Genomic DNA, 26,231 nt, shown 5'->3' on the forward strand with positions numbered 1-26,231 from the left:
GGCCGGCATCGCCACCACAACAGAGCAAAGCCAACTGCATACCGCCAATGAAAACATCCACCTTATCAGCGGCAACCATACCGACATTACCGCCGGCCAAAGCCTGACCGCCCATGCGGCAGAGAGCCTTAACCTATTTGCGCAAAGCAGCGGCATCAAGATGCAGGCCAATCAGGGTGCAGTCACTGTACAGGCACAGAATGACGAATTGCAGCTGAATGCTTTGAAGGACGCAGCGTTAACCAGCAGCGCAGGGAAAGTCACCATTGCGGCGAAGGAAGAGATTCTGATCACCTGCAAAGGGGCGTATATCAAGTTGAGTAACGGGGAAGTTGAGATCGGAAGTCCGAAGGTGGTGCGGGTGAGGGCACCGTTGGTGGTATCGGATTCACAAAGTTATAATAGCATTGATTTTCCGGTATTTTCAGGGATGATATGTAATATACAATTTAAACTATGTAATGAAAATGGAATTCCCTATTCAAACAAAAAATATACAGCTTTTTTGCCAAATGAACAAATTATCAATGGCATAACTGATAAAGAAGGTTTTACTAAAGTGTTTCTAACTCTTGAGCCAGAATCTATAAAAATACATATACATCATGATATAAATAATTGGTATGATGAAGAGTGATAAGATTTAAAGGAATTATATGAAAAAAGTATATACTAGATTTTGGATAAAAGATAACAAGGTAAAAGTTGTTAGATATGAGATATATTTTAAAATAGGGAGAAGTAGAACCGTATCTACAGGTATTAAACAGTTGGGGAGTAATGGAAAATCATCGGAAGAGGTAATAACACTTAAATCTAATGAATCAATTAAAGATGTAAATGCATTTGTACATTTTTATTTACAGAATAATCATAGGGTTAATGAGAGAGGATTCTTATTGAAAGTTTCAGATAGAAGCATTCATGAAGAATACAGAGGCTCTTTGGCCAATTTATATCAATATAGAGTTCAAGGACAGCCATTATTAGAAGATATTTTCTATACTATCATTGAATTTAAAATAACGAAGGGTATTACCAATCAAAACCCTAATAATCAACAAGTACAGCCGATAAAAACGGTATCTTTACGCTTAACAATTGATGTCCCGTATGGATTAAGATGGGTTTCATTCCTCCGTGAACCTATCAAATTAGCAGCTCAAAAAAATGGAGTAGATAAAATAGCTATTGCATCCATTGTTTTTCAAGAAAAATTTCATGGTATTTGGGCTGCGAGAAAAAATCAATTGAGTAGTATGGGGGGGATAATATTAAAACCGACAGCATCATACGGATTTGGTGAAATGCAATTAGATTTAGCTGCAGAATTACTTGGAATAAAGGGTAGGGAAAATTATTTAGAAGAAACATTTTATGTTATTACTTCTGATGCTGTTATTGCGATGGATTTAGTTGCAAAAAATATAGCTCGTGAACAGCGAAGACGGAATAGGAAATTGAATACGTTTGAAGCTACTGTTTTTCATAATTCAGGTAGGCTTGGCTTACAAAGTTATGTAGAAGGAGAAATTCCTCAACATAAAATTAATAGTAGTGTATATGGCCGATCTTGGAAGTGGCAAAATGCAATAGCTCTTGCGTTGGAAGGAATTGTAACCAACATGCCTGATAAATGTGATAGTACTAATTGTAACGTATATATTGAATACAATACAAATAAATGGGTATATGATGGAAAACAGTATTTTTAATAATTATACAAGAATATTTAATTTTATTATTTTAATATTTATATTTTTAGTTTCGCTCTTACTTGATTCTGAAAATTTTTATATTTCAGACTATATAAAAGATGGCGATGTCTATAAATTATCTGATTTACAAGGCGATATTGAGGGTGGGGCAATTATTATTAAATTGTTTTTTATACTTAATAATTTTTCTATTTTTTTTATTGTGTTTAATAAGAAAACAATTGGAATTATATTCTTTATTTGTATATTTTATCTAACAAGTAAAATGGTAGAAATAAATTTATTTTTAAATATAATTTTTTCTAGTATGAAATTTAATATTGAACTAATTTTAATATTTTTTTTATATTCTTTTCTATTATTAATAAATGTTTATCTGAAATTGAATAAAAAATAAGCACATGTAGTTCAACTAACAGAGCAGGAGGAAATTAAAAAGATTGACTGGATGCAGGTGATTGCCATCGGCGCGGTGGTGGTTCTAGTTATTGCCATTGGTGCGGCGGTTACGTTTTTCACTGCTGGGACGGGTACTGCGCCCTACGCCGTTTCGGTTCAGGCTTTTTTGACTTTTATAGGATTAGGTGCGGCAGCAGTTGGTGCGGCGGCCAGGTAAGCGAACAGGCCGTCTGAAAACGGTTTTTCAGACGGCTTAAAATATTCAATCTCTACGAAAGGACAAAGCATGACCCCTAAAGAACAAAAAAACCGTTTGAACGACATTATGTTTCATGCGCAGCGTTGCGAACTGTACGACGACGAACACAGGCTGTATGCCAAGATGGGGCTGGGCATTACTATATATTTCTACGGCGGCTGGAGTGAAAGCGGGCAGCGGAAGGTATTGGATGTGTTCAGAAAGTATCAGGAAAAATATAACAAATATTTGAACGGCCTATTTAGTAGTCTTCAAAATAAGAGGTTTGTCAAATTTACTGAAAAACAATTTGCTACTACTATCGATAAACTATCAGTTTATGCTGAAAAAAATAAGGGGCTGTACTAGATTAGCCCTAAATTTCACACCACTCCCGCAGGATTTTAAGCTGCCGGGAGGGTGTGCCGAAGTTAAACCGAAATTCGCATTCTTTCAAGAACAGCGGGAAGGATTTGCGATCGATTCCGTTGTATTTGCGTAAGACGCGTTTTGCCTGATTCCAAAAGTTCTCAATGCCGTTAATGTGGTTCTGACGGTCTGCAAATTCCTTGGAATGGTTGATGCGGTAATGGATAAAACCGCTCACGTCCAACTTGTCGTAACTGCTCAGACTACCAGTATAAACAATACTGTCCGGCATAATTTTCCGTTTGATAACAGGCATCAAAGTATCGGACTTAGCATTATCTACGACAACGGTATAGACCCGTCCGTTGCGTTTCAGGATGCCAAAGACAACCACCTTTCCTGCCGCACCGCGACCACGTCTGCCTTTACGCCGTCCGCCGAAATAGCTTTCGTCCAACTCAACAGAGCCCTCAAAAACCTCATCGGCAGCCAAGGCCAAATGATGGCTGATAACCGTGCGGATTTTACGGTAGAACAGTGCTGCCGAATTGGGATGGATGCCCAAAATATCGGCGGCAGAACGGGCGGTAACTTCCAGCACAAAAAAACGGAGCAGTTCTTTCTGTACTTTTTTCTTTAATTTGCAGTGCGTTATCTTCATATTTCGAGGGTAACATATCTGCTAATCTAGTACAGCCCCTTTAAAAATGATTGTAGAATGGGCATTTAATTATTTAGGCCGTCTGAAATTTGGTTTTCAGACGGCCTTTGTTTTAGAGTAGATCTTGGATGGCTGAACGCTCTTCTTCCAATTCGGCCAGCGTGGCTGCAATACGTTTTTGGCTGAATTCGTCTGACAAATCTAAGCCTTGGACGATGCGGTAGCTGCCTGCGTCGCAAATGACGGGGAAGCCGAAAACCAAACCTTCGGGAATGCCGTAAGAGCCATCGGATGGAACGCCCATCGTTACCCATTTGCCGCTGCTGCCGAGCAGCCAGTCGCGCAGGTGGTAGATGGCGGCATTGGCGGCGGAGGCTGCGGATGATGAGCCGCGCGCGGCGATAATGGCGGCACCGCGTCCGGCGATTTTCGGCATGAAGACTTCGGTGTTCCAGTCGGGTTCGGTAATCATGTTTTGGACGGACTCGCCGTTGCTGGTGGCGTAGCGGTAGTCGGCGTACATGGTCGGGCTGTGGTTGCCCCAGACACACATTTGCTCGATGGAAGTAATCGGGCGGTTGATTTTTTCGGCAATTTGGCTGACGGCGCGGTGGTGGTCGAGACGCATCAGGGCGGTGAAATTTTCCGGCGGGATGTCGGGTGCAGACTTCATGGCGATGTAGGCGTTGGTGTTGGCTGGGTTACCGACGACGAGGACTTTGACGTTGCAATGGGCAACTTTGTTTAACGCCGCGCCTTGTACTTTGAAAATTTCGCCATTGGCGTGCAGCAAGTCGGCGCGTTCCATGCCTTGCGTACGCGGGCGCGCTCCAATCAAGAGGGCGATGTCGGCATCTTTGAAGGCGACTTCGGGGTCGTCTGTGGCGAAGATGTCGGCCAAGAGTGGGAAGGCGCAATCCTGCATTTCCATAATCACGCCGCGCAATGCTTGTTGCGCCTGTGGCAGGTCGAGCAGTTGCAGGATAACGGGTTGGTCGCGTCCGAGCATAATGCCGCCGGCGATACGGAAGAGGGTGGCGTAGGCGATTTGGCCTGCCGCGCCGGTAACGGCGATTCGGACGGGTGGCTTGAGGGTCATATTTTTCCTTTTGAAGTCGTTGTTTTACTTGATTTTCGGATTATAGCAGCATTATGTGACGAATGATGTAGGAAGGCCGTCTGAAATTTAATTTTCAGACGGCCTTCAGTGTTTGAAAAGATTATTCGTCGTTTTTCTTTTCAGCTTGTTCTTCGGCAGCTTCATAGGCTTCGACGATTTTCTGTACCAATGGATGGCGGACAACGTCTTCGCTGGTGAAGGTGTGGAAATACAGGCCTTCTACGTCGCGCAGTTTTTCGCGTGCATCTTTCAAGCCGGATTTGATGTTGCGCGGCAGGTCGATTTGGCTGATGTCGCCGGTAATGACTGCTTTGGCACCGAAGCCGATACGGGTCAGGAACATTTTCATTTGTTCGGGGGTGGTGTTTTGCGCTTCGTCCAAAATGACATACGCGCCGTTGAGCGTGCGGCCGCGCATATAGGCCAGCGGTGCAATTTCAATCAAACCTTTTTCCATCAGTTTGGTCACGCGGTCGAAGCCCATCAAGTCATAAAGCGCATCGTAAAGCGGTCGCAGGTAGGGGTCGACTTTTTGCGCTAAATCGCCCGGCAGGAAGCCTAATTTTTCGCCTGCTTCGACTGCTGGGCGCACCAAAACGATGCGTTCGATTTGGTGCTTTTCCATGGCATCGACGGCGGCGGCAACGGCAAGATAGGTTTTGCCCGTACCGGCCGGGCCTAAGCCGAACACGACATCGTGGTTGAGCAAGGCGCGGATATAGCCGTTTTGGCGCGGTGTGCGGCCGCCGATGCTGCCGCGTTTGGTGCGGAAATAGTATTGTTGGTCGTGGTGTTTTTCTTCGTGTTTTTCATCTGCTGTTTTGGCTTCAACGGCCGCGAGGCTGATGGCGTTGTCGTCCAAGTCGCCTTTTTCTGCGGCTTCGGCAAGCGACAGCAAGGCACGGCGGCCGGCGTGTGCCAGTTCGCCCATGAAGGTGAAATGTTCGAAGCGGTGGCTGATTTGGATATTAAGGGCTTTGCCTAAGGCTTCGAGATTGCTGTCGAGTGCGCCGCACAGGCGTTGCAATACGGTATTGTCAATTTCTTCAAACTGCAGATGGACGGTGTGGGTCATATCGGTTTCCGTAAATAAATCTATTTTTCCGTATTATACCCTTGTTCAGACAGCATGCTTTATAATACGTCGCTTCTTTTTAATAAACCGTTTCAATTAAAATGAATCACACTGTTTCTCCCCAATCGGAATTTCTGCGCGGTATCAAAGAAACCTCGCCCATGTTGATCGGTCTGTTGCCGTGGGCGCTGATTTTGGGTATGCAGGGCGGGCAGAAGGGCATGAGTTGGCTGGAAATGCTGCTGATGACGGGCATGAATTTTGCCGGAGGTTCGGAATTCGCCGCAGTCAATTTGTGGGCAAATCCTTTGCCGATTCTGCTGATTGCAACGGTAACGTTTATGATTAATTCGCGCCATATTCTGATGGGTGCGGCGATTGCGCCGTATATGAGGGATATGCCGTTGAAAAAGGCGATGCCTGCGCTGTTTGTGATGTGTGATGAAAGCTGGGCAATGGCGTTTGCTGAAATTCAAAAGCGTAAGGCGGCAGGCTTGCCTGCGTTCAATATGCCGTTTTATGCCGGTGTGTGTTTTATTTTGTATGTAACGTGGATTGGTTTTGCGGCGTTTGGCGCGGCAGTCGGTCCGATGTTCGGCGATGTGGCGGCTTGGGGCTTCGGCATGGCGTTTCCTGCGGTGTTTTTGGTGTTGCTGCGCGGTATGTGGAAGAGCTTTGCGGCTTCACGCCCTTGGTTTGTCAGCCTGATTGTGGCGTGCGTAACCTATTTGACCGTGGACGGCGCATGGTATGTTCCGGCCGGAGCGTTGTCGGGTTTGTTGGCGGCGTATTTTTGGGGAGAGCAAAAATGAAGGATTTGTTGTCGCTGCAATCGTTTTTGCTGTTTTTAAGTATGTTGGCCGTAACCTATTCGACCCGATTAATCGGCTTTTTTGCATTGCGCAACCGTACGTTGAGCCGTCGCGCGCAAGTGGTTATGGAGGCCGCGCCGGGCTGCGTGTTGATTTCCGTGATTGCGCCTTATTTTGTATCGGACAAACCGCATGAGCTGATTGCCATTGCTTTAACAGTATTGGCCGCCAGCCGGTTTTCGATGTTGGTGACGGTATTAATCGGCGTTGGCACATCGGGCATACTCGGTTATTTGATGAAATAAAAAATTTTCAGACGGCCTTACTTGTTATAATGGCCGTCTGAATTTTTTGATAAAGCAAAAACATGGCAAACCAACGACTCATCTATGGCTTTCACGCCGTCAATGCCCGTTTGTGGCAAAACCCGAAATCGATTACCGAACTCTATATCCAAGAGGGCAAATCCGATGCGCGCACCCGCGATGTATTGGATAAAGCGGCCTCTGAAAACGTACGCGTGCATTTTGCCGATGCCGACCGCCTGAATGCCATCAGCAAAGGGGCGCGTCATCAGGGCGTGGTCGGATTTATCGATGCTTCCAAAAACCATGTTCACTTGGAAGATGTGTTGGAAAACCTGAGCGAACCACCGTTTTTGCTGGTATTGGACGGCATTACCGATCCGCACAACCTCGGCGCGTGTCTGCGTACTGCCGATGCGATGGGCGTGCATGCCGTGATTGCGCCCAAAGACAAAAGTGTCGGCCTGAATGCGACCGTCAGCAAAGTTGCCTGTGGTGCGGCGGAAACCGTGCCGTATATTACCGTAACCAATCTTGCCCGTACTTTGCGTGAATTGAAAGAATACGGCATTTGGATTGTCGGTACGGACATGGGCGGCGACTCCGACCTTTACCACTGCGACCTGCCCGACAGTGTGGCTTGGGTGATGGGCAACGAAGGCGAGGGCATGCGCCGCCTGACGCGCGAACATTGTGATATGCTGGTATCGATTCCGATGTTTGGCACAGTCGAAAGCATGAATGTTTCCGTCAGCGCTGGCATGGTATTGAGCGAAACACGCCGTCAACGCGTGTTGAAATCGGAAAAATAAAAAGTGTAATTAAAAGGCCGTCTGAATGTTTTTCAGACGGCCTTTTTCAGGTTTTATTCTTTAACCAAAGGACCTGATTGCTTTTCATTACCGGCGGCAATGCGAACCAATTGGAGAAATTCCGATTTCAGCTCAAACGGATCATCGCCTTGGACTTGCTGTGCCATGTTTTCGATGTCTCTCCAACTGAGTTTGCCGTTGTATTCACCGCCGCGCAGGGCTTGCGCATAGGAAGCTGCGGCAAGGGCGAGCAGGGTGTCTTTATCGGCTTGCTCCAGCGGTTTGCTACCAACGGGAATTGCTTGTTCCATCAGCTTGCTGTCTTTTTTTCCAGGTAGTTTGTAGCGTACTTTGACAAAGGCGTATTCGTTTTTACTGCCTTTGGCGGCCGGGGCTTTTTGATAGCGTGATTCGTTCAGCCAACCGTTTTTGCCTGCCGGAATGATTTCATAGATGGCGGTCACGCTGTGGCCTGAGCCGATATCGCCCGCATTTACTTTGTCATTGTTGAAGTCTTCATTGCGCAGGGTGCGGTTGGTGTAGCCGACCAAGCGGTATTCTTTGACAGTGGCAGGATTGAATTCGACTTGGATTTTGACATCTTGTGCAACGGTGGCGAGTGTGGAGGTCAGCTGCTGTTGCAGGACTTTTTTCGCTTCTTTTTCGTTGTCAATGTAGCTGTAATTGCCGTCGCCTGCATCGGCAATTTGTTCCATCATGTCTTCGTTGTAATTGTCCGTACCGAAGCCTAGCGTACTGAGTGAAACGCCGGTTTTACGCTTTTCGGCAACCATGGATTTGAGGGTTTCGGTATCAGATACGCCAACGTTAAAGTCGCCATCGGTCGCCAACAGGATACGGTTGATGCCGTTGGGTACAAAGGCTTTTTGCGCTTCTTCGTATGCCATGCGTAAAGCGGATTCGCCCGAAGTCGAGCCTGCGGCTTTCAGCTTGTCGATGGCCTTCAGGATGGTTTCTTTATCTGAACCTGATGTGGGCGGAAGCACCAGCTCTTCGCCTGATGAATAGGTAATCAGGGTAACTTTGTCCTGCGGGCGTAATTGTTGGGTCAAGATACGCAGCGTTTTTTGAACCAACGGAAGTTTATTTTCTGCAGCCATACTGCCGGATACGTCCACGAGGAACACAAGATTGGCGGGCGGCAGGTCTTTCTTTGCCGTGTCTTGTGCTTGGATACCGATTTTGATCAGCTTGGCTTCCGGTTGCCATGGAGAATCAATGGTTTCAGTGTGAACGGCAAAGGGACGGCCGTCAGTAGGCAGTGGATAGTTGTAAGGGAAATAATTGATGATTTCCTCAATGCGCACGGCATCTTTGGGCGGCTGTTTGCCGTTGTTCAGAAATCGGCGGACGTTGGCGTAGCTGCCGGTATCGACATCGATGCTGAATGTGGAAACAGGTTCTTGAGCAACGGATTTAACCGGTTGGTCGGGTTGGTCTTGGTAGCGTTCTGTATTTCGAACCTTGACAGTAGGTGTTTTAACCTTCTGTATGGCAACAATTTGGCTTTCCTTGAATCCTAGAGAGGGACCAAAAGAGGGGTTCGAGTATTCTTTTGAGTCAGAACACGCAGTCAAAGCTGCCAAAGTGAGTATGGAAACGGTTTTTAGGAAGAAACGGGGCATGATTTAAGCTCCAGGAAAATATCACATGCTGATTATTATAAAGTGTTGATGGCAGTGTATTGGCAGATTCAACGAGAGCGCAGAGTCACTTTTTATTTGGATTTTAATGTGTGAATAGTGGGTTAAGTTTAAATCAGGACAAGGCGGAGTAATGCGGTACTGGTCTAAACTTAACCCACTATTTTATGACTTAGGCAAGATTTTGTCGGGCTGAGACGATTTTGTAAAGGCCTCAGCCCCGATTTATCTTACATTAACTTTTCTTCCGGCGACGTTCGCCTGGCAGCAGCATATCTGCCCATTTGATGATGTTGGCAACTTCTGCCGGATTGAGTTCGTAGAACTGGCCACGTTTGAGGCGGTTTGGCAGGCCGATAGGGCCGAAGCCTACGCGGACGAGGCGGCTGACGGTGAGGCCTTGGCTTTCAAAAATGCGGCGTACTTCGCGGTTGCGGCCTTCTTTGATGACGACGTTGTACCATTTGTTTGCGCCTTCGCCGCCTTGTTCGTAGATACGTTCTACTTTTGCCAAACCGTCTTCGAGCATCACGCCTTCTTCGGTCAGGACGCGCATTTGTTCGGTGGTCAACTCGCCCAATACGCGCACGGCGTATTCGCGTTCGACTTCAAAGCTAGGGTGGGCAAAGCGTTGAACCAGTTCGCCTGAGGTGGTCAGGATCAAAAGGCCGCTGGTATTGATGTCCAAACGGCCGATGGCCACCCAGCGGCTGCTGGCTGCTTGCGGCAGGCGGTCAAAAATGCTGACACGGCCTTGCGGGTCGTCGCGGGAAACGATTTCGCCTTCTTGTTTGTAGTAGAGGATGATGCGCGGCAGGCGGTCTGCCCATTTGAGTTTGATGATGCTGCCTTTGACGGTAACATGGTCGTCGGGTGTGACTTTTTCGCCCAGTTGGGCGACGCGGCCGTTGACCGTTACCCAGCCGTTGCTGATCCATTCTTCCATTTCGCGACGTGAGCCGACCCCGGAGGCGGCCAGGACTTTTTGCAGACGCTCGGGTTCAAAGCGGGAAAGGTCGCTGCGGCGTTCTTTCAAATCGCGGGCGTGCTCCATGATTTTTTGATTTGGGTTGCGGACAACCAGTTTTTTGGCTTTGGCGGCACGTTGTTTTGGGGCAATATTTTGAGCTTTAGGGCCGTCTGAAACTTTTTGGCCGTAAGGTTTGCCTGATGTTTTGCGTTCGTTGTCTGGACGTTTTTTATTGGCGAAGGATTTGGCCGGTTTGGAAGGTTTCTTGGCGGCAGATGATACGCCGTCGCGCCATTGGCGTTTGCTGGAAGGCTGTTTGGACATGATTTTTCCTAACTCGCTTGAAAAAGCGGTTCTTCTGCGGCGGTTGCGGCAGGGGTTGGATTGGGGGAAAAGGCCGTCTGAAAATCAGATTCAGACGGCCTGCCGATGAAAGGCTGTATTGTAACTCAACCAGTAAATTTTTGTTTGAAAATCCGAAAATTATGGCGAAAGGCGTTCGCGTATCCAGTTGCCGTCAACCAGGCGGTATTGAATGCGGTCGTGCAGGCGGCTGGGGCGGCCTTGCCAGAATTCGATGCGGTCGGGAATAACGAGGTATCCGCCCCAATGCGGCGGGCGGGGAACATGCAGGGGATGTTTGACACCGACGGCTGCGGCTTTGGCCACCAAGACGGCTTTGCTGGAAATCACTTCGCTTTGTTCGCTTGCCCATGCGCCGATACGGCTGGTGTAGGGGCGGCTTTCGAAATATTCGTCCGAAGCGGCGGCGTCGAGTTTTTCGATGCGTCCTTCAATGCGCACTTGGCGCTCGAGTTCCGGCCAGAAAAAAGTCATGGCGGCAAAGGGGTGTACCGTATAGGAGCGGCCTTTGCGGCTGTGGTAATTGGTAAAGAAAACAAAGCCTTTGGGGTTGACTTCTTTCAGCAGCACCATGCGGCTGTTGGGTCTGCCGTCTTCGCCTACGGCGGCAACGTTGACCGCGGTCGGCTCGTTGACTTCGGCGTGAATCGCTTCGTTCAGCCATTGCTCGAATTGGACAATCGGGTCGGCGTGGCACTCGGCTTCCGATAGCTCGCGTTTGCTGTAATCTTCGCGGATATTGTGTAAATCCATGATTTTTCTCCTTAGGTCTGACTGAATCATACTCCGTTTTTTCAGACGGCCTCAAGGGCATTTGTGTATAATCGTAGCCCTTTCTAATTTAGAACCATATGGAGTCCCGTCATGCAAACCGAAGTCGAACTGAAAATCTTAAATCCGAAAATGGCCGATTCCCTGCCTGCTTATGCAACGCCCGGTTCTGCCGGTTTGGACTTGCGTGCCTGCTTGGATGAAGCCGTTGTATTGCAGCCAGGCGATGTGTATCTTGTGCCGACCGGTTTGGCGGTGCATTTGGCCAACCCTGCGTATGCAGCCGTTTTGTTGCCACGTTCCGGTTTGGGTCATAAACACGGTATTGTTTTGGGCAATTTGGTCGGTTTGATTGACTCGGATTATCAAGGCGAATTGAAGGTTTCTTTGTGGAACCGTGGTAAAGAAGCGTTTACCATCGAGCCGATGGAGCGTATCGCGCAAATGGTGATTGTGCCGGTTGTCCAAGCTGCGTTTAAGGTTGTGGACGAGTTTGCTGCCAGCGAGCGGGGTGAAGGCGGATTCGGCAGCACCGGCAAAGCCTGATGATTTAAAAGGCCGTTTGAAACAGGATAAATTGAAATATTCGATTTCGGTTTGCCACGGTTCAGACGGCCTTTTTGTTGTGCCAACCTTTGCATAATTACACACAAGATTGCATTTTTATATCTTGCCTGCATGTCCGGCGCACCCAATAATACAGGCCGTCTGAAACCTTTACGGAGCGTTGTTATGTCCCGCCCCTCACTTTTCCTGCCTTTATTTTTGATTATCTTTGGCGCGATTTGGTTTTTACGTGCTACGGATATTTTGCCTGCGACATCGACCATGATTGCCAGCGCATTAATTATTTTGGGCTTTGCCGTGTTGATTATGGACGGCATCAACAAACAGTCCATCGTTTCCGGCCCGATGTTGGTTTATATCGGTACAGCCATTTATCTGCACATGAGTTACTGGATTTACCTTTCGCCGTTATTGGCCATCGGCATGGTCGTGTTGGGTTGCCTGCTGTTGCTCTCGCGCAGCGATATGATTCCTGAGAAACACACAAAATAGAAAGATGAGAGATTTGGGTTTTGCCCTATAAAGGCCGTCTGAACAATGGTATAATCCGCCGATTCAGACGGCCTTTTTTATTGTGGTTTAAATTTGAAATTTACCCTCCCGGCCGCACCGTTTTCTTACATTTTGCAAAGTTTCCGCCATGACCCAAGACAAAATCCTCATCCTCGACTTCGGCTCGCAAGTTACCCAGCTGATCGCCCGCCGCGTGCGCGAAGCCCACGTTTACTGCGAACTGCATTCTTTCGACATGCCTTTGGAAGAAATCAAAGCCTTCAATCCGAAAGGCATCATTCTCTCCGGAGGTCCCAATTCCGTTTACGAATCCGACTATCAAGCCGATACCGGTATCTTCGATTTGGGCATTCCGGTTTTGGGTATTTGCTACGGCATGCAATTTATGGCGCACCACTTGGGCGGCGAAGTCAGCCCGGGCAACCAACGCGAATTCGGTTATGCGCAAGTGAAAACCATCGACAGCGAGCTGACACGCGGCATTCAAGATGATGCGCCTAATACGCTCGACGTTTGGATGAGCCATGGCGATAAAGTTTCCAAACTGCCTACCGGCTTCTCTGTCATCGGCGATACGCCGTCTTGCCCGATTGCCATGATGGAAAACGCTGAGAAACAATTCTACGGCATCCAATTCCATCCTGAAGTGACCCACACCAAACAAGGCCGCGCGCTGTTGAACCGCTTTGTCTTGGGTATTTGCGGCGCACAACCCAGCTGGACCATGCCGAACTACATCGAAGAAGCCGTTGCCAAGATCCGCGAACAAGTCGGCAGCGACGAAGTGATTTTAGGTTTGTCCGGCGGCGTGGACTCTTCCGTAGCGGCCGCGCTGATTCACCGTGCCATCGGCGACCAACTGACCTGCGTGTTTGTTGACCACGGCCTATTGCGTTTGAACGAAGGCAAGATGGTGATGGATATGTTTGCCCGCAACTTGGGCGTACGCGTGATTCACGTTGATGCCGAAGAGCAGTTTTTGGCGAAACTTGCCGGTGTGGCCGATCCGGAGAAAAAACGCAAAATCATCGGTGCGGAATTTATCGAAGTATTTGATGCGGAAGAGAAAAAACTCACCAACGCCAAATGGTTGGCGCAAGGTACGATTTACCCCGACGTAATCGAATCCGCAGGTGCGAAAACCAAAAAAGCCCACGCCATCAAATCCCACCACAATGTCGGCGGCCTGCCTGAAAACATGAAGCTCAAATTGCTTGAGCCGTTGCGTGATTTGTTCAAAGACGAAGTACGCGAATTGGGCGTGGCTTTGGGCTTGCCACGCGAAATGGTGTACCGTCATCCGTTCCCGGGCCCGGGTTTGGGTGTGCGTATCTTGGGTGAAGTGAAAAAAGAATACGCCGACTTGCTCCGTCAGGCGGACGACATTTTCATCCAAGAATTGCGCAATACTACCGATGAAAACGGTACATCTTGGTACGACCTGACCAGCCAAGCCTTTGCCGTATTCCTGCCTGTGAAATCCGTCGGCGTGATGGGCGACGGTCGCACATACGATTACGTCGTAGCTTTGCGTGCCGTGATTACTAGCGACTTCATGACTGCGCACTGGGCAGAACTGCCATACTCGCTGCTCGGCCGCGTGTCCAACCGCATCATCAACGAAGTCAAAGGCATCAACCGCGTGGTTTATGATGTCAGCGGCAAACCGCCTGCCACGATTGAGTGGGAATAATCCCTAAATAATAAAGGCCGTCTGAACAGATATTGTTCAGACGGCCTTTTTTGCACTGATGAGCTTGGTTAACGCATACAATGAAATCAATCAGCAAACTTTCCGTTAGCGGTTTAAGCAAATATCTTAATCAATACGGCCGAATTTGCCGCTTTTGAAATCGCTGATGGCTTGTCGGATTTCTTCGGCAGTATTCATCACAAATGGGCCGTAGCCGACTACGGGTTCATCAATCGGAACGCCGGAAAGCAGCAAGATTTTGGCTTCTTCGCTACTGGCTTTTACGCGCACTTTACCGCCGGTTTGCTCAAAATTGACCAATTCTCCGGCTGTTGCCTGTTCATTGCCATTAAACGTCACCGCTCCGCGCAGGACAACCATAGACAGATTGTGATTGTCGGGTACTGCCAATTCAGCCTCTTTATTGGCATGAAGCACAATATCCCAAACATTCATTTCGGTGAACGTGTTCGCCGCGCCTTTTACGCCGTCATGTTCGCCTGCAATCAGACGTAAGTAGCCGGCTTCGTCGGGAAATTCGACGACGGGAATATTTGCTTTGGCAAGATGCTGATAGCGTGGCGGCGTGTTTTTGTCTTTGGCGGGCAGGTTGACCCAAAGTTGCACCATTTCAAAGAGTCCGCCTTTTTTGCTGAAGTTTTCAGAGTGGAATTCTTCATGAATAATGCCTGAGCCAGCGGTCATCCATTGCACGTCGCCTTCGTAAATAATGCCGCCTCCGCCGCTGGAGTCGCGGTGTGCTACTTCGCCGTGGTAGGCGATGGTAACGGTTTCAAAGCCTTTGTGCGGATGTTGTCCGACACCGCGCGGACCGTGCGTTTCGTTGGGTGCAAATTCATACGGTGCGGCATAGTCCAGCATCAGGAATGGATTGGTGCCGCGGTCGTCAGCCATGTGGGAGAACAAAGGTTGCACGAGGAATCCGTTGCCTACCCAGTGTTGGCTGTCGGCTCGGTAGATTTGTTTGATGTTGCGCATGATAAAGTTCCTTCTTTTTATGGCCGTCTGAAGCCTTTCAGATGGCCTTTTGTTACAGAATGCTTGTATTATAGGGGGTACAAACTTTATAACAAGTACGCACATTTTTGATACTGTGGTTTGGAGATTTTGTATGTCGGAAACAGAACACGCACACGGCTCTTGCTGTCCGGTCGTTAATACTTTGGATATTATCGGCGGCAAATGGAAGGTATTGATTTTATATTATTTACACGGGGAAACCCGACGTTTCAATGAGTTGCAGCGTTTGTTGGCAGGTATTACCCAGCGGATGTTGACGCTGCAGCTGCGCGAATTGGAAAACGACGGTATCGTTCATCGGGAAGTGTATCCGCAGGTACCGCCGAAGGTGGAATACTCGCTGACTGAGTTTGGGCGGACGCTGATGCCTGTGATCGAAGCCATACACCGTTGGGGCGAGCAATATGCTGCGGAATGTGTGAAACATAAAAAGCAGCCGTAGGCTTATGCTTTTATGGTTATGATATTGATGAAGGCTTTAAGGCCGTCTGAACAGGCGTGATTCATGGTTTCACGCTTATTCAGACGGCCTTATTCTTTAGGGACTAAGCCCAATCAAAATTGATTTTTCAATTCACGCAAAGCGGCGAAGACTTCGAGTTCGCTGTTTAATTTTCGTCCGCTTAATTCTTCGGCGCGTGCCTGAACTTGGGGCAGGTGTACGCGGAAAAACGGATTGACTTTGCGTTCGTGCACCAGGCTGACAGGCAGTGTCGGCGTGTGTTCGGCTGCGGCCAAGGCCGTCTGAATGTCGGCGTTGTCCGGCTCGATATGTTGGGCAAAGCGCAGATTGGAGGCGGTATATTCGTGCGCCGGATAAAACAGCGTTTCTTCGGGCAGCTGGTTGAATCGGTGGAAGCTGTCGTAAAGCTGCTCGATTGTGCCGGTAAATACGCGGCCGCAACCGGCGGAAAACAAGGTATCGCCGCAGAAAACGTGCAGGCCGTCTGAATTTTCCAGCAGATAGCTGATGTGTCGGTCGGTATGGCCGGGAGTTGCCCAAACGGTAACCAAGCCTTCGCCAAACGGGAACTGCGTACCTGCGGTGACGGTATGCGTCGCCACGTCGATGTCGCTTTCGCCATAGATTGGGGATTCTAAGAAGCCGTTGTGCAGCGCTTTTGCGCCGCCGATATGGTCATGATGGGGATGGGTAATCCATGTTTGTGCCAGCATCAAGTGGTTGTGAACAAGGAATTTTAAGACCGGCGTGGCATCGGACGGATCGACGCAGACGGTATGGTTGCCTTCTTGAATCATCCAGATGTAGTTGTCGTTTAGGGCTTGGATTGGTGTGATTTTCATATGCTTTCTTCTGGTTTGGGGTTTCAGACGGCCTCTAAATAATCTTTGATATTCGGACTTTGGCCGAACACGGCTTCATGGGCTTGCTGGATGCACAGTCGGTTGAACAGCAATCTTTGGGTTTGGTCACCGTCGATAATCCGCACTTGGCCTTGCAGTTTGGGCGCGTCGTGATGAAAGGTGTTTTTAAACGCGTGCCAACGGTCAGCTTGCAGATGGACGATGGCAAACATATCGTGCGAAATATTGACGCCGACGCTCAATAGCTTGGCCGAGGCTTGCAGGCAGAAACCGCTGTCGCCAAACAGGCACAGCCCCGTGTTTTCAGGATAGCGGAACAATTCGATTTTCACGGCTTCGGGTTCGGCAAAGATGTTGCAAAACAGCCGTTCAAACAACGACGGCTGCGCCACGCCTTCGCTCAACATACCGTAAAGCCCGCCCAGCCAATCGACATAGCCGAGAAAGGAAAAACGGTAGTCCTGCATAATGGCTTCGATGCGCTTGGGGTCGCGTTTGCTGATCAAGCGGACAAATTCAAAACCGACTTCCGGCAGCCGCGCCCGAAGCGTTTGGTTCAGGCGGTGGGCAAACAGGTTTTTATGGTTGTGCGGATTGCGCAGAATACCGAGGAATTTCAGCCGCAATATCCGCCACAAGGCATCCGGTACTTTGACGGTATCGGCATTTGCCGTAGATGTTTTCAGACGGCCTGCGGGTAAGATGCGCAGATGGTCGCAGGCATCTTCGTAGCCGCTTTCATGACGGTTGAACCAGCTTTCCAGATTGTATTGGTTGGCAGAGTCTTCGACAAAGGTCAGCGTATAGAGGTTTTTCGCCGCCAAGTTGCCGATGATGTTGACGCTTGTCGCTTCGCTGCGGTTTTGTTCTTTGCCGCGGGCTTTTTCGCCAGGATGGAATATGGACAGTGGCAGGCGATAAACGTTTTGGTTTTGCGGGCTGACCTGTGGATTATGCGCATGTTGCCGCTGCTCGGTTTGGGCGATGAAGTGGTGTTCCTTCGTCGGATTTGCGGTCAATAGGGCGTAAGGCTTTTCGCCGCATTCGGGAAATTCGCAATCACTGAGGATAAAGGCTTGTCGAGTCATAATGTCGGGAAAGGCCGTCTGAATATGTCGATTATAGTTTAAAAGAGGGAATTATACAGAATGATGGCGGCGGGTTTGGTCTTTATACGCAAAAGGACGCAAAAAGGCCGTCTGAAAACAAATATAGCGTGGTTCGCTAAATCGTTTTCAGACGACCTTAAATCAACGGACTGTTCAACACTACCTATTCTTCTTTTTGGAAAACGTGGTTGCGGTGATACTCGAAATATTTTTTGCTTTTTGGTCGAATTTCTAATTTCATATCGGGAAAAATTCCAAGCCGCTTTTGATTTTCCAGATTGATTTTTGGACTGATTTTTATCGTACCGTCGATATCAAACGTAATCAGACCGCTATCGAATAATGCGTCGATATTGGGTGCGAGCATCAGACCGTTGAAGGGATCTAACCGCTCTTTATCGTTGCACTTACTCCAAGGTTTAATATGGCTGGCGATGAGTAAAGGCTGGATATCTAGACCTGTTAGCGGACAGCTCGGATACAGTTCGAGTAGTTTTTGCCGGAATCTGCCTTGCCCTTGACGAGCTTTTATTAAGGTTTCGATTTCGGTTCGCTTTTCTGGTTCAATTTCGGATGCTAATTGTTCTTTGAGTTTACTGAGATCTTGTTCCAAAGATTGGGTTGAGTTTATTTGAAAATTTGTTGGTTTGTATAATTCAAATATTCCTCCTTTTTTCCACCATAAAAAGTCTTGGTGCATTGATTCGTGATAATGCTTCCTTGAGTTTGAATTGACACTAAGTACATGCAAAGAAGCATGTGTATCATCATTATAGTCAGGAGTAATCTGCCATTGGTTTTTTAGTTCTTCAATCTGTTCATCTACATCTTTTACCTTAAATTGTGTTTTGCCCATATCATGCAGATGTAAGACGATTCTTTTTATAATTTCTATCGTCCCATCAATATGTTCCCCATTGATCCGTGCGGAATATTTTGTTTTCGCCATTAAGTCTTCCTATCAAAGTTAAGTTTTCTAATTTAATTATTTGGGGTAATGCATTGATTTTCCAATGACCGTCATTCCCGCGTAGGCGGGAATCCAGAAGCTTGAATTTACAGTAGTCTTTGAGTATTTCTGAAATGCAGGGGGCTGGATTTCCGCCTGCACGGGAATGACGGCGGTTGGTTCGGTATTATACGCAAAAGAACATATAAAGGTCGTCTGAAAACAGATATAGCAGAATCCGCTAAATCGTTTTCAGACGACCTTTTCTTTAAAGCCGAATCAAATCAGCCTGCCGGTTAACCCAAAGCCTTCCTTGCTCCGGCGAAGAGGCGGTACCAGCCGGACAGTTCCGTCCAGTCTTCCGGTTTCCAGCTCATTTGTGCGGCGCGGTATACGCGTTCGGGGTGGGGCATCATGATGGTGACGCGGCCGTCGGCGTTGGTAACGCCGGCGATGCCTCGCGGCGAACCGTTGGGGTTGAGCGGGTAGGTTTGGGTAACTTGGTTTTGTCCGTCGACGTATTGCAGCGCGATGCCGAGGCCGTCTGAAATTTTGCCGCCGTGAAGTGCGAAGTCGGCGCGGCCTTCGCCGTGGCTGACCACGACAGGCAGGCTGGAGCCTTGCATTTCGTTCAGAATCAGGGAGGCTGATTTTGGGACGTGAACCATGCTCAGGCGCGCTTCGAACTGTTCGCTCAGGTTGCGTTTAAACTTCGGCCAGCCTGCCGTGCCGGGGATGATTTCGGCGAGATTGCTGACCATTTGGCAGCCGTTGCACACGCCCAATGTCAGCGTGTTCGGGTCGGCGAAGAAGGCGGCGAACTGGTCGCGCAAGGCGGGGTGGAACAGGATGGATTTCGCCCAGCCTTCGCCTGCGCCGAGTACGTCACCGTAGCTGAAGCCGCCGCACGCCGCCAGCATTTTGAAGTCGGCAAGGTGGACGCGGCCTGCCATCAGGTCGGACATATGTACGTCGTAGGCATCGAAACCGGCGCGGGTAAAGGCAGCGGCCATTTCGATTTGTCCGTTTACGCCCTGTTCGCGCAGAATGGCGATTTTGGGTTTCGCGCCGCTGTTGATGAATGGCGCGGCGATGTCTTCATTCACGTCAAATTTCACGTCGGCAAACAATGCGCTGCGTTCGTTGTCGCCAATCAGGGCAAACTCGCTGTCGGCGCAGGCAGGGTTGTCGCGTAAGCGTTGGATGGCGTGGCTGGTTTCCTGCCATGCGCGTTGCAGGTCGGCGCGGTTTTGTTCCAACACGATGCCTGCCTGATTGCGGATAACGATTTTTTCGTCAGAACCGATGGTGGCAACGGTATGCAAGGGCAGCGCCGCCGCTTTGAACAAGGCTTCTGCTGCCGCGACATCTTGTTTGGCAATTTGAATCACTGCGCCCAGTTCTTCATTGAACAATGCGCGGATGCTGGCTTCGTTGACGTCGGCTTGGTTGGCAACCAGTGAAGTCAAATCCACGTTCAAGCCGCATCGTGCCGCAAACGCCATTTCCACCAACGTCGCAAACAAGCCGCCGTCGCTGCGGTCGTGGTATGCCAAGAGTTTGTCTTCGGCGACAAGCTGTTGAATCACGTTGTAAAACGCTTTCAGACGGCCTGTATCGTCCAAATCAGGTGCATCGCCGGTCATGTTGTTATAAACCTGACCAAACGCCGAGCCGCCCATGCGCGCTTTGCCGTTGCCCAAGTCAACCAGCAGCAATACGCTGTCTTCGACGTTTTTCAACTCAGGCGTAACGGTTTTGCGTACGTCTTCCACTGGCGCAAACGCAGAAATAATCAGGCTCAACGGCGATACGACGGATTTTTTCTCTTCGCCGTCCTGCCAAACGGTTTTCATCGATAGGCTGTCTTTACCCACGGGAATGCTCAAATCCAATGCCTGACAGGCTTTGGAAACTGCTTCGACGGTGCGGTAGAGTTTTTCGTCTTCGCCCTCGTTGCCACACGCCGCCATCCAGTTGGCGGAAAGTTTGATGTTGCCGATGTCGCCGATGTTGACCGCCGCGATGTTGGTAATGGCTTCGCCGACGCACATTCTGCCCGAAGCAGGCGCGTCAAACAGGGCAATAGTCGGTTTTTCGCCCATAGACATCGCTTCGCCGCGATAGGTGTTGAAGCCCATCATGGTCACGGCGCAGTCGGCCACGGGGGTTTGGTATTTGCCGACCATTTGGTCGCGGTGGGTCATGCCGCCGACGCTGCGGTCGCCGATGGTAATCAGGAAGTTTTTGGCGGCTACGGTAGGCAGGCGCAAAACGCGGTAGGCAGCTTCGGTAATGTCGATATCGCCGGCGTTAAACGGTTTTTCAGACGGCGTAACCGTTTTGTCGGTACGCGTGGTTTTAGGCGGTTTGCCGAGCAAAACGTTCAACGGCAAATCGACAGGATTATTGGAGAACAAATCGTCGCGTACTTTCAAATGACCGTCGTCGGTCGCCGTGCCGACTACGGCAAATGGGCAGCGTTCGCGTTCGCAGATGGCGCGGAAGGTGTCCAAATCTTTTTCCAAAATCGACAACACATAACGCTCTTGCGATTCGTTACACCAAATTTGCAACGGATTGAGGCCGTGTTCTTCCAGCGGTACTTCGCGCAGCTTGAATACCGCGCCGCGACCGGCATCGTTGACGAGTTCGGGGAAGGCGTTGGACAGGCCGCCCGCGCCGACGTCGTGGATGGAGATAATCGGATTCTTATCGCCGAGCTGCCAGCAGCGGTCGATGACTTCTTGCGCGCGGCGTTCGATTTCAGGGTTGCCGCGTTGTACGGAGTTGAAGTCCAAAGACGCGTCATTTGTACCGGTGTTCATGGAAGAAGCCGCACCACCGCCCAAGCCGATGAGCATGCCCGGGCCGCCTAGTTGGATCAGCAAGGCGCCTTCGGGGATTTCGTCTTTGTGTGTTTGTTGTGCCTGAATGCTGCCCAAGCCGCCGGCAATCATAATCGGTTTGTGATAGCCACGGACTTGACCGTCAAATTTTTCTTCAAAGGTGCGGAAGTAGCCCAAGAGGTTCGGGCGGCCGAATTCGTTGTTGAACGCCGCGCCGCCAATCGGACCTTCAATCATGATGTCTAAAGGAGAAGCAATATGGCCGGGTTTGCCGTAGGCTTGTTCCCAAGGCTGCTCCAGGCCCGGGATATTCAGGTTGGAGACGGTAAAGCCGGTCAAGCCCGCTTTCGGACGCGAACCTTTGCCCGTTGCGCCTTCATCGCGGATTTCACCGCCCGCACCCGTTGCCGCACCCGCAAACGGTGCGATGGCGGTCGGATGGTTGTGTGTTTCCACTTTCATGATGATATGCGTGTCTTCTTCGTGGAAACGGTAGCCTTGGTTTTCCGCCGCATTCGGATAGAAACGCTCGATTTTTGCGCCTTCGATCACGGACGAATTGTCTTTATAGGCAACGACTGTACCTTCAGGATGCGCATTATGTGTGTCGCGAATCATGCCGAAAAGGGATTTCGGTTGTTTTTCGCCGTTGAGGATGAAATCAGCGTTGAAGATTTTGTGGCGGCAGTGTTCGCTGTTTGCCTGAGCAAACATCATCAGCTCCACATCGGACGGATTACGGTTTAAAGCCTGATAGTTTTCAACCAGATAATCGATTTCGTCGGCTGAAAGCGCCAAGCCCATTTCGGTATTGGCTTTGACCAAAGCCTCTTTACCGCCGCCCAATACATCTACGCTGGAGAAGGTTTCCGATTGGATGTGGTGGAACAGTTGCGCCGCTGCATCGATGTCAGTCAACACGCTTTCGGTCATGCGGTCGTGCAACAGGGCTGCCCATTGTTGTTTTTGCCCGTCGGTAAGCGCACCTTCCAGCCATACGGCCATGCCGCGCTCGATGCGCTCAATGCCTTCCAAACCGCAGTTTTCGGCGATATTGGTTGCTTTGGAAGCCCAAGGCGAAATGGTGCCCAAACGGGGCGTTACCAAAAATAAATGCAAGCCCTCGCGCGCTTTGGGCGTTTGTTCAACGCTTTGCGCCGCCAGTAAGGCTTGCAGTTTTTCGACTGTCGCGGCATCAAGTGCTTTTTCGCTACCGACAAAATACCAAAATTCGCTGCTTAATTTGACTTCGGGCAGGCCGAGTGCGGCTGCTTTTTGAAAGAGTTTTTCAACACGGAAATCGGAAAGGGCGGTTACACCGCGCAAGGGCAGAACAACAGACATGGATTCAGCTCACAAAATGCAGTTGGGGAATCCATTATTATACCTGAAAAATGCGATTTTGCTTGTGAATTTATACTTGAAATGTTGACAATTTTTACTTGTGAACAGAAGACGGAAGAAGCCGTCTTTCTGTCCTTTTGTTTATTTTATATCTGATTATTCAGTTATTTTTATTTATTTTTGAAGGATTGGGCGAAATGGAGTCGGATAGGTGCGACGACATAAAGTGAGGATTATTGTATGGTTGTTTGTGATTTTTTGCTGACAATAAGGCCGTCTGAAACCTTGTTTTCAGACGGCCTTGCGTTATCCTTTCTTTTTATTCCCCAGCATATCCAGCAATCCTGCCAAATGACTTTTTCCTTCTTCCTTGCTCACAATCGGATCGCCGCCTTTGCGTCCTAAAATCTTGATGTCTTCCTGCGGCATTTCGTCTATGAAACGGCTTGGCTCGGGGAACTGCCATGTACCTTGCTTTTTGCGTTTGAGGCAGTGGGTCAGTGTAAGCTGGCGTTTGGCGCGGGTGATGCCGACGTACATCAGGCGGCGTTCTTCTTCGACATTGTCTTCTTCGATGCTGTCGTTGTGCGGCAGGATGCCTTCTTCGCAGCCGACGAGGAAGACGTAGGGGTATTCCAATCCTTTGGAAGCGTGCAGGGTGGAGAGTTTGACGGCATCGACTTCTTCTTCACCTTTACCTTCCAAAAGCGTCATCAGGGCGATGGTTTGGGCAAGCTCGATGATGTTTTTGCCGTCTTGCTCGCCTTTGCGTTCCAGCCAGCCGGTCAGGTCGGTAACGTTGCGCCATTTGATCTCGCCTGCTTTGCCTTCCTCGTTGGCCAACAGGTGGTTTTCGTAGTCGATTTCATTCAGCAGATTATGGATAAGCTCGCCCGCTTCGTGGGTTTCGGCTTTGGTGCGGTAACTTTCCATCATATCCATGAAGGCTTGCAGATGTTGGCGGTTGGTATTGTTCAACAGGGCAAGGGCTTCTTCGGTTTGCGCGGCTTCATACAGGCTGCATTCGTGTTCGTGCGCGTAGGTGTTGAGCTTGCCCAGCGTTACATCGCCGATGCCGCGTTTGGGCGTGGTCACGGCACGCAAGAAGGCGGGATCGTCGTTGGGGTTGGCAAGCAGACGCAAATAGGACAAAACGTCTTTGATTTCGGCTTTGTCGAAAAAGCTTTGCCCGCCGGAGAGTTGGTAGGGAACGCGTGCGCTGCGCAGGGCTTCTTCAAAAATCCGCGCCTGATGGTTGCCGCGGTATAACACGGCGAAATCGGCGTATTGGGTTTTGTCGCCGCCGACCAGTTTCTGCTTGACGATTTGGCTGACGACCCAGTCGGCTTCGTGCTGCTCGCTTTGGCAGGCGACGACTTTGACGATTTCACCTTCGCCGAACTGCGACCAAAGTTTTTTCGTGAACAGCTTGGGGTTGTTTTCAATCACTTTGTTGGCGATTTTGAGAATCCGCGCGGTGGAGCGGTAGTTTTGCTCCAGCTTGATGACCTTCATCTGTGGATAGTCTTCCTGCATTTTACGCAGGTTTTCCATGTTCGCGCCGCGCCAAGCGTAGATGGACTGATCGTCATCGCCGACGGCGGTAAACATCCCTTCTGCGCCGGTCAAGAGCTTCATCAGCGTAAATTGGCAGGTATTGGTGTCCTGACATTCGTCAACCAACAGATAACGCAGCCGCCGCTGCCATTTGTTGCGCACTTCGCTGTTTTGCTGCAACAGCACGGCAGGCAGGCGGATTAAGTCGTCGAAATCCACCGCCTGATAGCTTTGCAGGGTTTCCTGATAACTCGCATAGACGCGCGCTGTTTGTTGCTCCCACACATTGGATGCCGTCTGAACGGCAACTTCGGGCGTTTTTAAATCGTTTTTCCACAGGGAAATCTGGTGCTGCGCTTTGAATACAGCTTCTTTGCCCGTACCGCCCAAAAGTTCGCCGATGATTTTCGCGCTGTCGGTAGAGTCGAGGATGGAGAAGTTTTTTTTGTAACCGATTTGGTTCGCCTCTTCGCGCAAAATCTTCATGCCCAAAGAGTGGAACGTGCAAATCGTCAACCCGCGCGTTTGCGATTTGGGCAGCATTTTGGCGACGCGCTCCTGCATTTCCGTAGCGGCTTTGTTGGTGAAGGTAATCGCGGCGACGGTATGCGGCAGATAGCCGACATTGACAATCAAATGCTTGATTTTTTGCGTAATTACGCCGGTTTTACCACTGCCTGCGCCGGCAAGGACGAGCAGGGGGCCGCCAAGATATTGGACTGCGGCTTGCTGTTGAGGGTTGAGTTTCATTGAAGGAGGAAGACGGGTAATGTGGGGAGCAATTATACAACAAGGCCGTCTGAAATTTTCAGACGGCCTTGGGCGTTTTTTAGCGTAAACCTTATGCCAAATATTTCAATTTGCCTTTGAAGTCTTCCAGTTTTTCGTAGCCTTTTTGCGCCATGATGGCTTTTAATTCAAGGGAAATCCGTTCGAAAATGCCTACGCCTTGCTGGTGTAGCGCCGTGCCGATCTGCACCATGCTTGCGCCGCACAAGATGTGTTCAAACGCATCACGGCCGCTATAAATGCCGCCTGTCCCGATGATTTGGATAGACGGATCCAGTCTTTGATAGAACGCGTGGACATTGGCAAGAGCGGTCGGTTTGATGTATTGGCCGCCTATGCCGCCGAAGCCGTTTTTCGGGCGGATCACGACGGATTCGTCTTCGATATACATGCCGTTGCCGATGGAGTTGACACAGTTGACGAATTTTAGGGGATGACGGTTGAACAATTCCGCCGCTTGATCGAAATGGACGATATCGAAATATGGCGGTAATTTGATGCCTAAAGGTTTATCGAAGTAGCTGAAGGCTTCGCTCAAAATACACTCGGTGGTTTCAAAGTCATAGGCGATTTGCGGCTTGCCGGGGACATTTGGGCAGGAAAGATTGAGTTCGGTAATGCCGTTGAATCCGCTGTTTTGCACTTTTTTTAACAACATATGCGTTTCATCGGGCGATATACCGACCAGCGAGAGGAAAAAAGCCCTTTCCGGACGAGCCTCTTGGAGTGAAAGCAGGTAATCCAGATAGTAATCAATGCCTTGGTTTGGCAGGCCCATCGAATTAATGCTGCCGAGAGGGACATCATGATAGCGCGGGTCGGGGTTGCCTTGACGGGAGGCAAGCGTTGCGGTCTTGGTAACGAAAGTGCCTGCCGAAGATTGTCTGACGGCTTCCAATTCCTCAACAGTCATACACGCCACGCCTGCTGCGTTCATCAGGCAGTTGTCAAAGGAAAAACCGGCGATTTGGGTTTTCAACGATACCATCTCCTGCTCCTTTTCTTCGTAAAATCAAATTGTTTGCCAAGCGTAGCACGAAGAGGCAGTACGATTTTTAACAAACATCAAATGACAGGGAATGTAGGAATATGTTGTTTTATAGAATAAAGTAAAGACGTAAAAAGGTCGTCTGAAAGCAAGGTTTCAACAAAGTTAAAACCTAAATGTTTTTCAGACAACCTCTATCAAGACAAACATGGCTGTCTCAATCAAATAA

25 protein-coding genes are annotated in these 26,231 nt (G+C 49.4%); 12 read left to right on the plus strand and 13 right to left on the minus strand.

All coding sequences use genetic code 11. The features are described from left to right. The 5 genes from ACTHUT_RS01505 to ACTHUT_RS01525 all read left to right on the plus strand — a co-directional run. On the plus strand, window positions 1–637 hold a 637-nt coding region (locus ACTHUT_RS01505; protein WP_440418664.1), incomplete at its 5' end, for a DUF2345 domain-containing protein. A 19-nt stretch (window positions 638–656) separates the two neighbouring features. Further along, complete coding sequence (locus ACTHUT_RS01510) at window positions 657–1,715, plus strand: hypothetical protein (protein ID WP_440386612.1); 1,059 nt, start codon at window positions 657–659, stop codon at window positions 1,713–1,715. Next, entirely contained in the window at window positions 1,693–2,115 is a 423-nt protein-coding gene (locus tag ACTHUT_RS01515) for a transcriptional regulator (RefSeq protein ID WP_440386613.1), read from the plus strand. The genes ACTHUT_RS01510 and ACTHUT_RS01515 overlap by 23 nt, the downstream gene beginning before the upstream one ends. Window positions 2,116–2,166: 51 nt before the next feature. Next, window positions 2,167–2,334: a hypothetical protein gene (locus tag ACTHUT_RS01520; RefSeq protein WP_440386614.1), complete on the plus strand. Its 168-nt coding sequence runs from the start codon at window positions 2,167–2,169 to the stop codon at window positions 2,332–2,334. A 69-nt stretch (window positions 2,335–2,403) separates the two neighbouring features. Continuing rightward, window positions 2,404–2,724 carry a hypothetical protein gene (locus ACTHUT_RS01525; RefSeq protein ID WP_440386615.1) on the plus strand — a complete coding sequence of 107 codons (321 nt, stop codon included), beginning with the start codon at window positions 2,404–2,406 and terminating at the stop codon, window positions 2,722–2,724. A gap of 7 nt (window positions 2,725–2,731) precedes the next feature. On the opposite strand, the gene ACTHUT_RS01530 is transcribed toward ACTHUT_RS01525, so the two are convergent. The 3 genes from ACTHUT_RS01530 to ACTHUT_RS01540 all read right to left on the minus strand — a co-directional run bounded on the left by ACTHUT_RS01530 (window position 2,732) and on the right by ACTHUT_RS01540 (window position 5,580). Continuing rightward, entirely contained in the window at window positions 2,732–3,385 is a 654-nt protein-coding gene (locus ACTHUT_RS01530) for an IS1595 family transposase (RefSeq protein WP_440386616.1), read from the minus strand. Window positions 3,386–3,497: 112 nt separating this feature from the next. Further along, window positions 3,498–4,484 carry a malate dehydrogenase gene (locus ACTHUT_RS01535; protein ID WP_440386617.1) on the minus strand — a complete coding sequence of 329 codons (987 nt, stop codon included), beginning with the start codon at window positions 4,482–4,484 and terminating at the stop codon, window positions 3,498–3,500. A 121-nt stretch (window positions 4,485–4,605) separates the two neighbouring features. Beyond that, window positions 4,606–5,580, minus strand: a complete 975-nt coding sequence (locus tag ACTHUT_RS01540) for a PhoH family protein (protein WP_440386618.1) — start codon at window positions 5,578–5,580, stop codon at window positions 4,606–4,608. Window positions 5,581–5,681: 101 nt separating this feature from the next. Between ACTHUT_RS01540 and ACTHUT_RS01545 the strand changes: the two genes are divergently transcribed. From ACTHUT_RS01545 to rlmB, 3 genes are all read left to right on the plus strand, one after another. Next, on the plus strand, window positions 5,682–6,392 hold the full coding sequence (locus tag ACTHUT_RS01545) for an AzlC family ABC transporter permease (protein ID WP_440386619.1): 711 nt from the start codon (window positions 5,682–5,684) through the stop codon (window positions 6,390–6,392). Further along, entirely contained in the window at window positions 6,389–6,697 is a 309-nt protein-coding gene (locus tag ACTHUT_RS01550) for an AzlD family protein (RefSeq protein ID WP_003680717.1), read from the plus strand. Before ACTHUT_RS01545 ends, ACTHUT_RS01550 begins: the two co-directional genes overlap by 4 nt. Window positions 6,698–6,759: 62 nt before the next feature. Next, window positions 6,760–7,509, plus strand: coding sequence for a 23S rRNA (guanosine(2251)-2'-O)-methyltransferase RlmB (gene rlmB / locus ACTHUT_RS01555; protein WP_440386620.1), 750 nt, complete (start codon window positions 6,760–6,762; stop codon window positions 7,507–7,509). 53 nt (window positions 7,510–7,562) lie between these two features. On the opposite strand, the gene ACTHUT_RS01560 is transcribed toward rlmB, so the two are convergent. The 3 genes from ACTHUT_RS01560 to pdxH all read right to left on the minus strand — a co-directional run bounded on the left by ACTHUT_RS01560 (window position 7,563) and on the right by pdxH (window position 11,259). Then, on the minus strand, window positions 7,563–9,155 hold the full coding sequence (locus ACTHUT_RS01560; protein ID WP_440386621.1) for a vWA domain-containing protein: 1,593 nt from the start codon (window positions 9,153–9,155) through the stop codon (window positions 7,563–7,565). Window positions 9,156–9,408: 253 nt separating this feature from the next. Continuing rightward, on the minus strand, window positions 9,409–10,467 hold the full coding sequence (locus ACTHUT_RS01565; protein WP_440386622.1) for a pseudouridine synthase: 1,059 nt from the start codon (window positions 10,465–10,467) through the stop codon (window positions 9,409–9,411). A 159-nt stretch (window positions 10,468–10,626) separates the two neighbouring features. Beyond that, the gene (gene pdxH, locus ACTHUT_RS01570; protein WP_440386623.1) at window positions 10,627–11,259 is read right to left on the minus strand and encodes a pyridoxamine 5'-phosphate oxidase; all 633 of its coding nucleotides are present in this window, start codon (window positions 11,257–11,259) and stop codon (window positions 10,627–10,629) included. A 111-nt stretch (window positions 11,260–11,370) separates the two neighbouring features. Between pdxH and dut the strand changes: the two genes are divergently transcribed. From dut to guaA, 3 genes are all read left to right on the plus strand, one after another. Beyond that, window positions 11,371–11,823, plus strand: a complete 453-nt coding sequence (gene dut / locus ACTHUT_RS01575) for a dUTP diphosphatase (RefSeq protein WP_003680707.1) — start codon at window positions 11,371–11,373, stop codon at window positions 11,821–11,823. Window positions 11,824–12,009: 186 nt separating this feature from the next. Further along, window positions 12,010–12,336, plus strand: a complete 327-nt coding sequence (locus ACTHUT_RS01580; RefSeq protein ID WP_440386624.1) for a hypothetical protein — start codon at window positions 12,010–12,012, stop codon at window positions 12,334–12,336. A 148-nt stretch (window positions 12,337–12,484) separates the two neighbouring features. Next, window positions 12,485–14,050, plus strand: coding sequence for a glutamine-hydrolyzing GMP synthase (gene guaA / locus ACTHUT_RS01585; protein ID WP_440386625.1), 1,566 nt, complete (start codon window positions 12,485–12,487; stop codon window positions 14,048–14,050). Window positions 14,051–14,176: 126 nt separating this feature from the next. On the opposite strand, the gene ACTHUT_RS01590 is transcribed toward guaA, so the two are convergent. Next, window positions 14,177–15,049: a pirin family protein gene (locus ACTHUT_RS01590; RefSeq protein WP_440386626.1), complete on the minus strand. Its 873-nt coding sequence runs from the start codon at window positions 15,047–15,049 to the stop codon at window positions 14,177–14,179. A 133-nt stretch (window positions 15,050–15,182) separates the two neighbouring features. Between ACTHUT_RS01590 and ACTHUT_RS01595 the strand changes: the two genes are divergently transcribed. After that, window positions 15,183–15,533, plus strand: coding sequence for a winged helix-turn-helix transcriptional regulator (locus ACTHUT_RS01595; RefSeq protein ID WP_440386627.1), 351 nt, complete (start codon window positions 15,183–15,185; stop codon window positions 15,531–15,533). 113 nt (window positions 15,534–15,646) lie between these two features. Here the strand turns inward: ACTHUT_RS01595 and gloB are convergent, their stop codons facing one another. The 6 genes from gloB to ACTHUT_RS01625 all read right to left on the minus strand — a co-directional run bounded on the left by gloB (window position 15,647) and on the right by ACTHUT_RS01625 (window position 26,002). Beyond that, entirely contained in the window at window positions 15,647–16,396 is a 750-nt protein-coding gene (gene gloB / locus ACTHUT_RS01600) for a hydroxyacylglutathione hydrolase (RefSeq protein WP_440386628.1), read from the minus strand. 23 nt (window positions 16,397–16,419) lie between these two features. Then, window positions 16,420–17,505: a hypothetical protein gene (locus tag ACTHUT_RS01605; protein ID WP_440386629.1), complete on the minus strand. Its 1,086-nt coding sequence runs from the start codon at window positions 17,503–17,505 to the stop codon at window positions 16,420–16,422. 184 nt (window positions 17,506–17,689) lie between these two features. Continuing rightward, window positions 17,690–18,475, minus strand: a complete 786-nt coding sequence (locus ACTHUT_RS01610; protein WP_440386630.1) for an HNH endonuclease — start codon at window positions 18,473–18,475, stop codon at window positions 17,690–17,692. Between the two features lie 296 nt (window positions 18,476–18,771). Continuing rightward, window positions 18,772–22,668, minus strand: coding sequence for a phosphoribosylformylglycinamidine synthase (gene purL, locus ACTHUT_RS01615; protein ID WP_440386631.1), 3,897 nt, complete (start codon window positions 22,666–22,668; stop codon window positions 18,772–18,774). A 306-nt stretch (window positions 22,669–22,974) separates the two neighbouring features. After that, window positions 22,975–24,975: a DNA helicase Rep gene (rep, locus tag ACTHUT_RS01620; protein WP_440386632.1), complete on the minus strand. Its 2,001-nt coding sequence runs from the start codon at window positions 24,973–24,975 to the stop codon at window positions 22,975–22,977. A 91-nt stretch (window positions 24,976–25,066) separates the two neighbouring features. Continuing rightward, complete coding sequence (locus ACTHUT_RS01625) at window positions 25,067–26,002, minus strand: dihydroorotate oxidase (RefSeq protein WP_440386633.1); 936 nt, start codon at window positions 26,000–26,002, stop codon at window positions 25,067–25,069. Window positions 26,003–26,231: the final 229 nt, after the last annotated feature.

The sequence above is a fragment of the Neisseria sp. P0022.S010 genome (assembly GCF_051956635.1).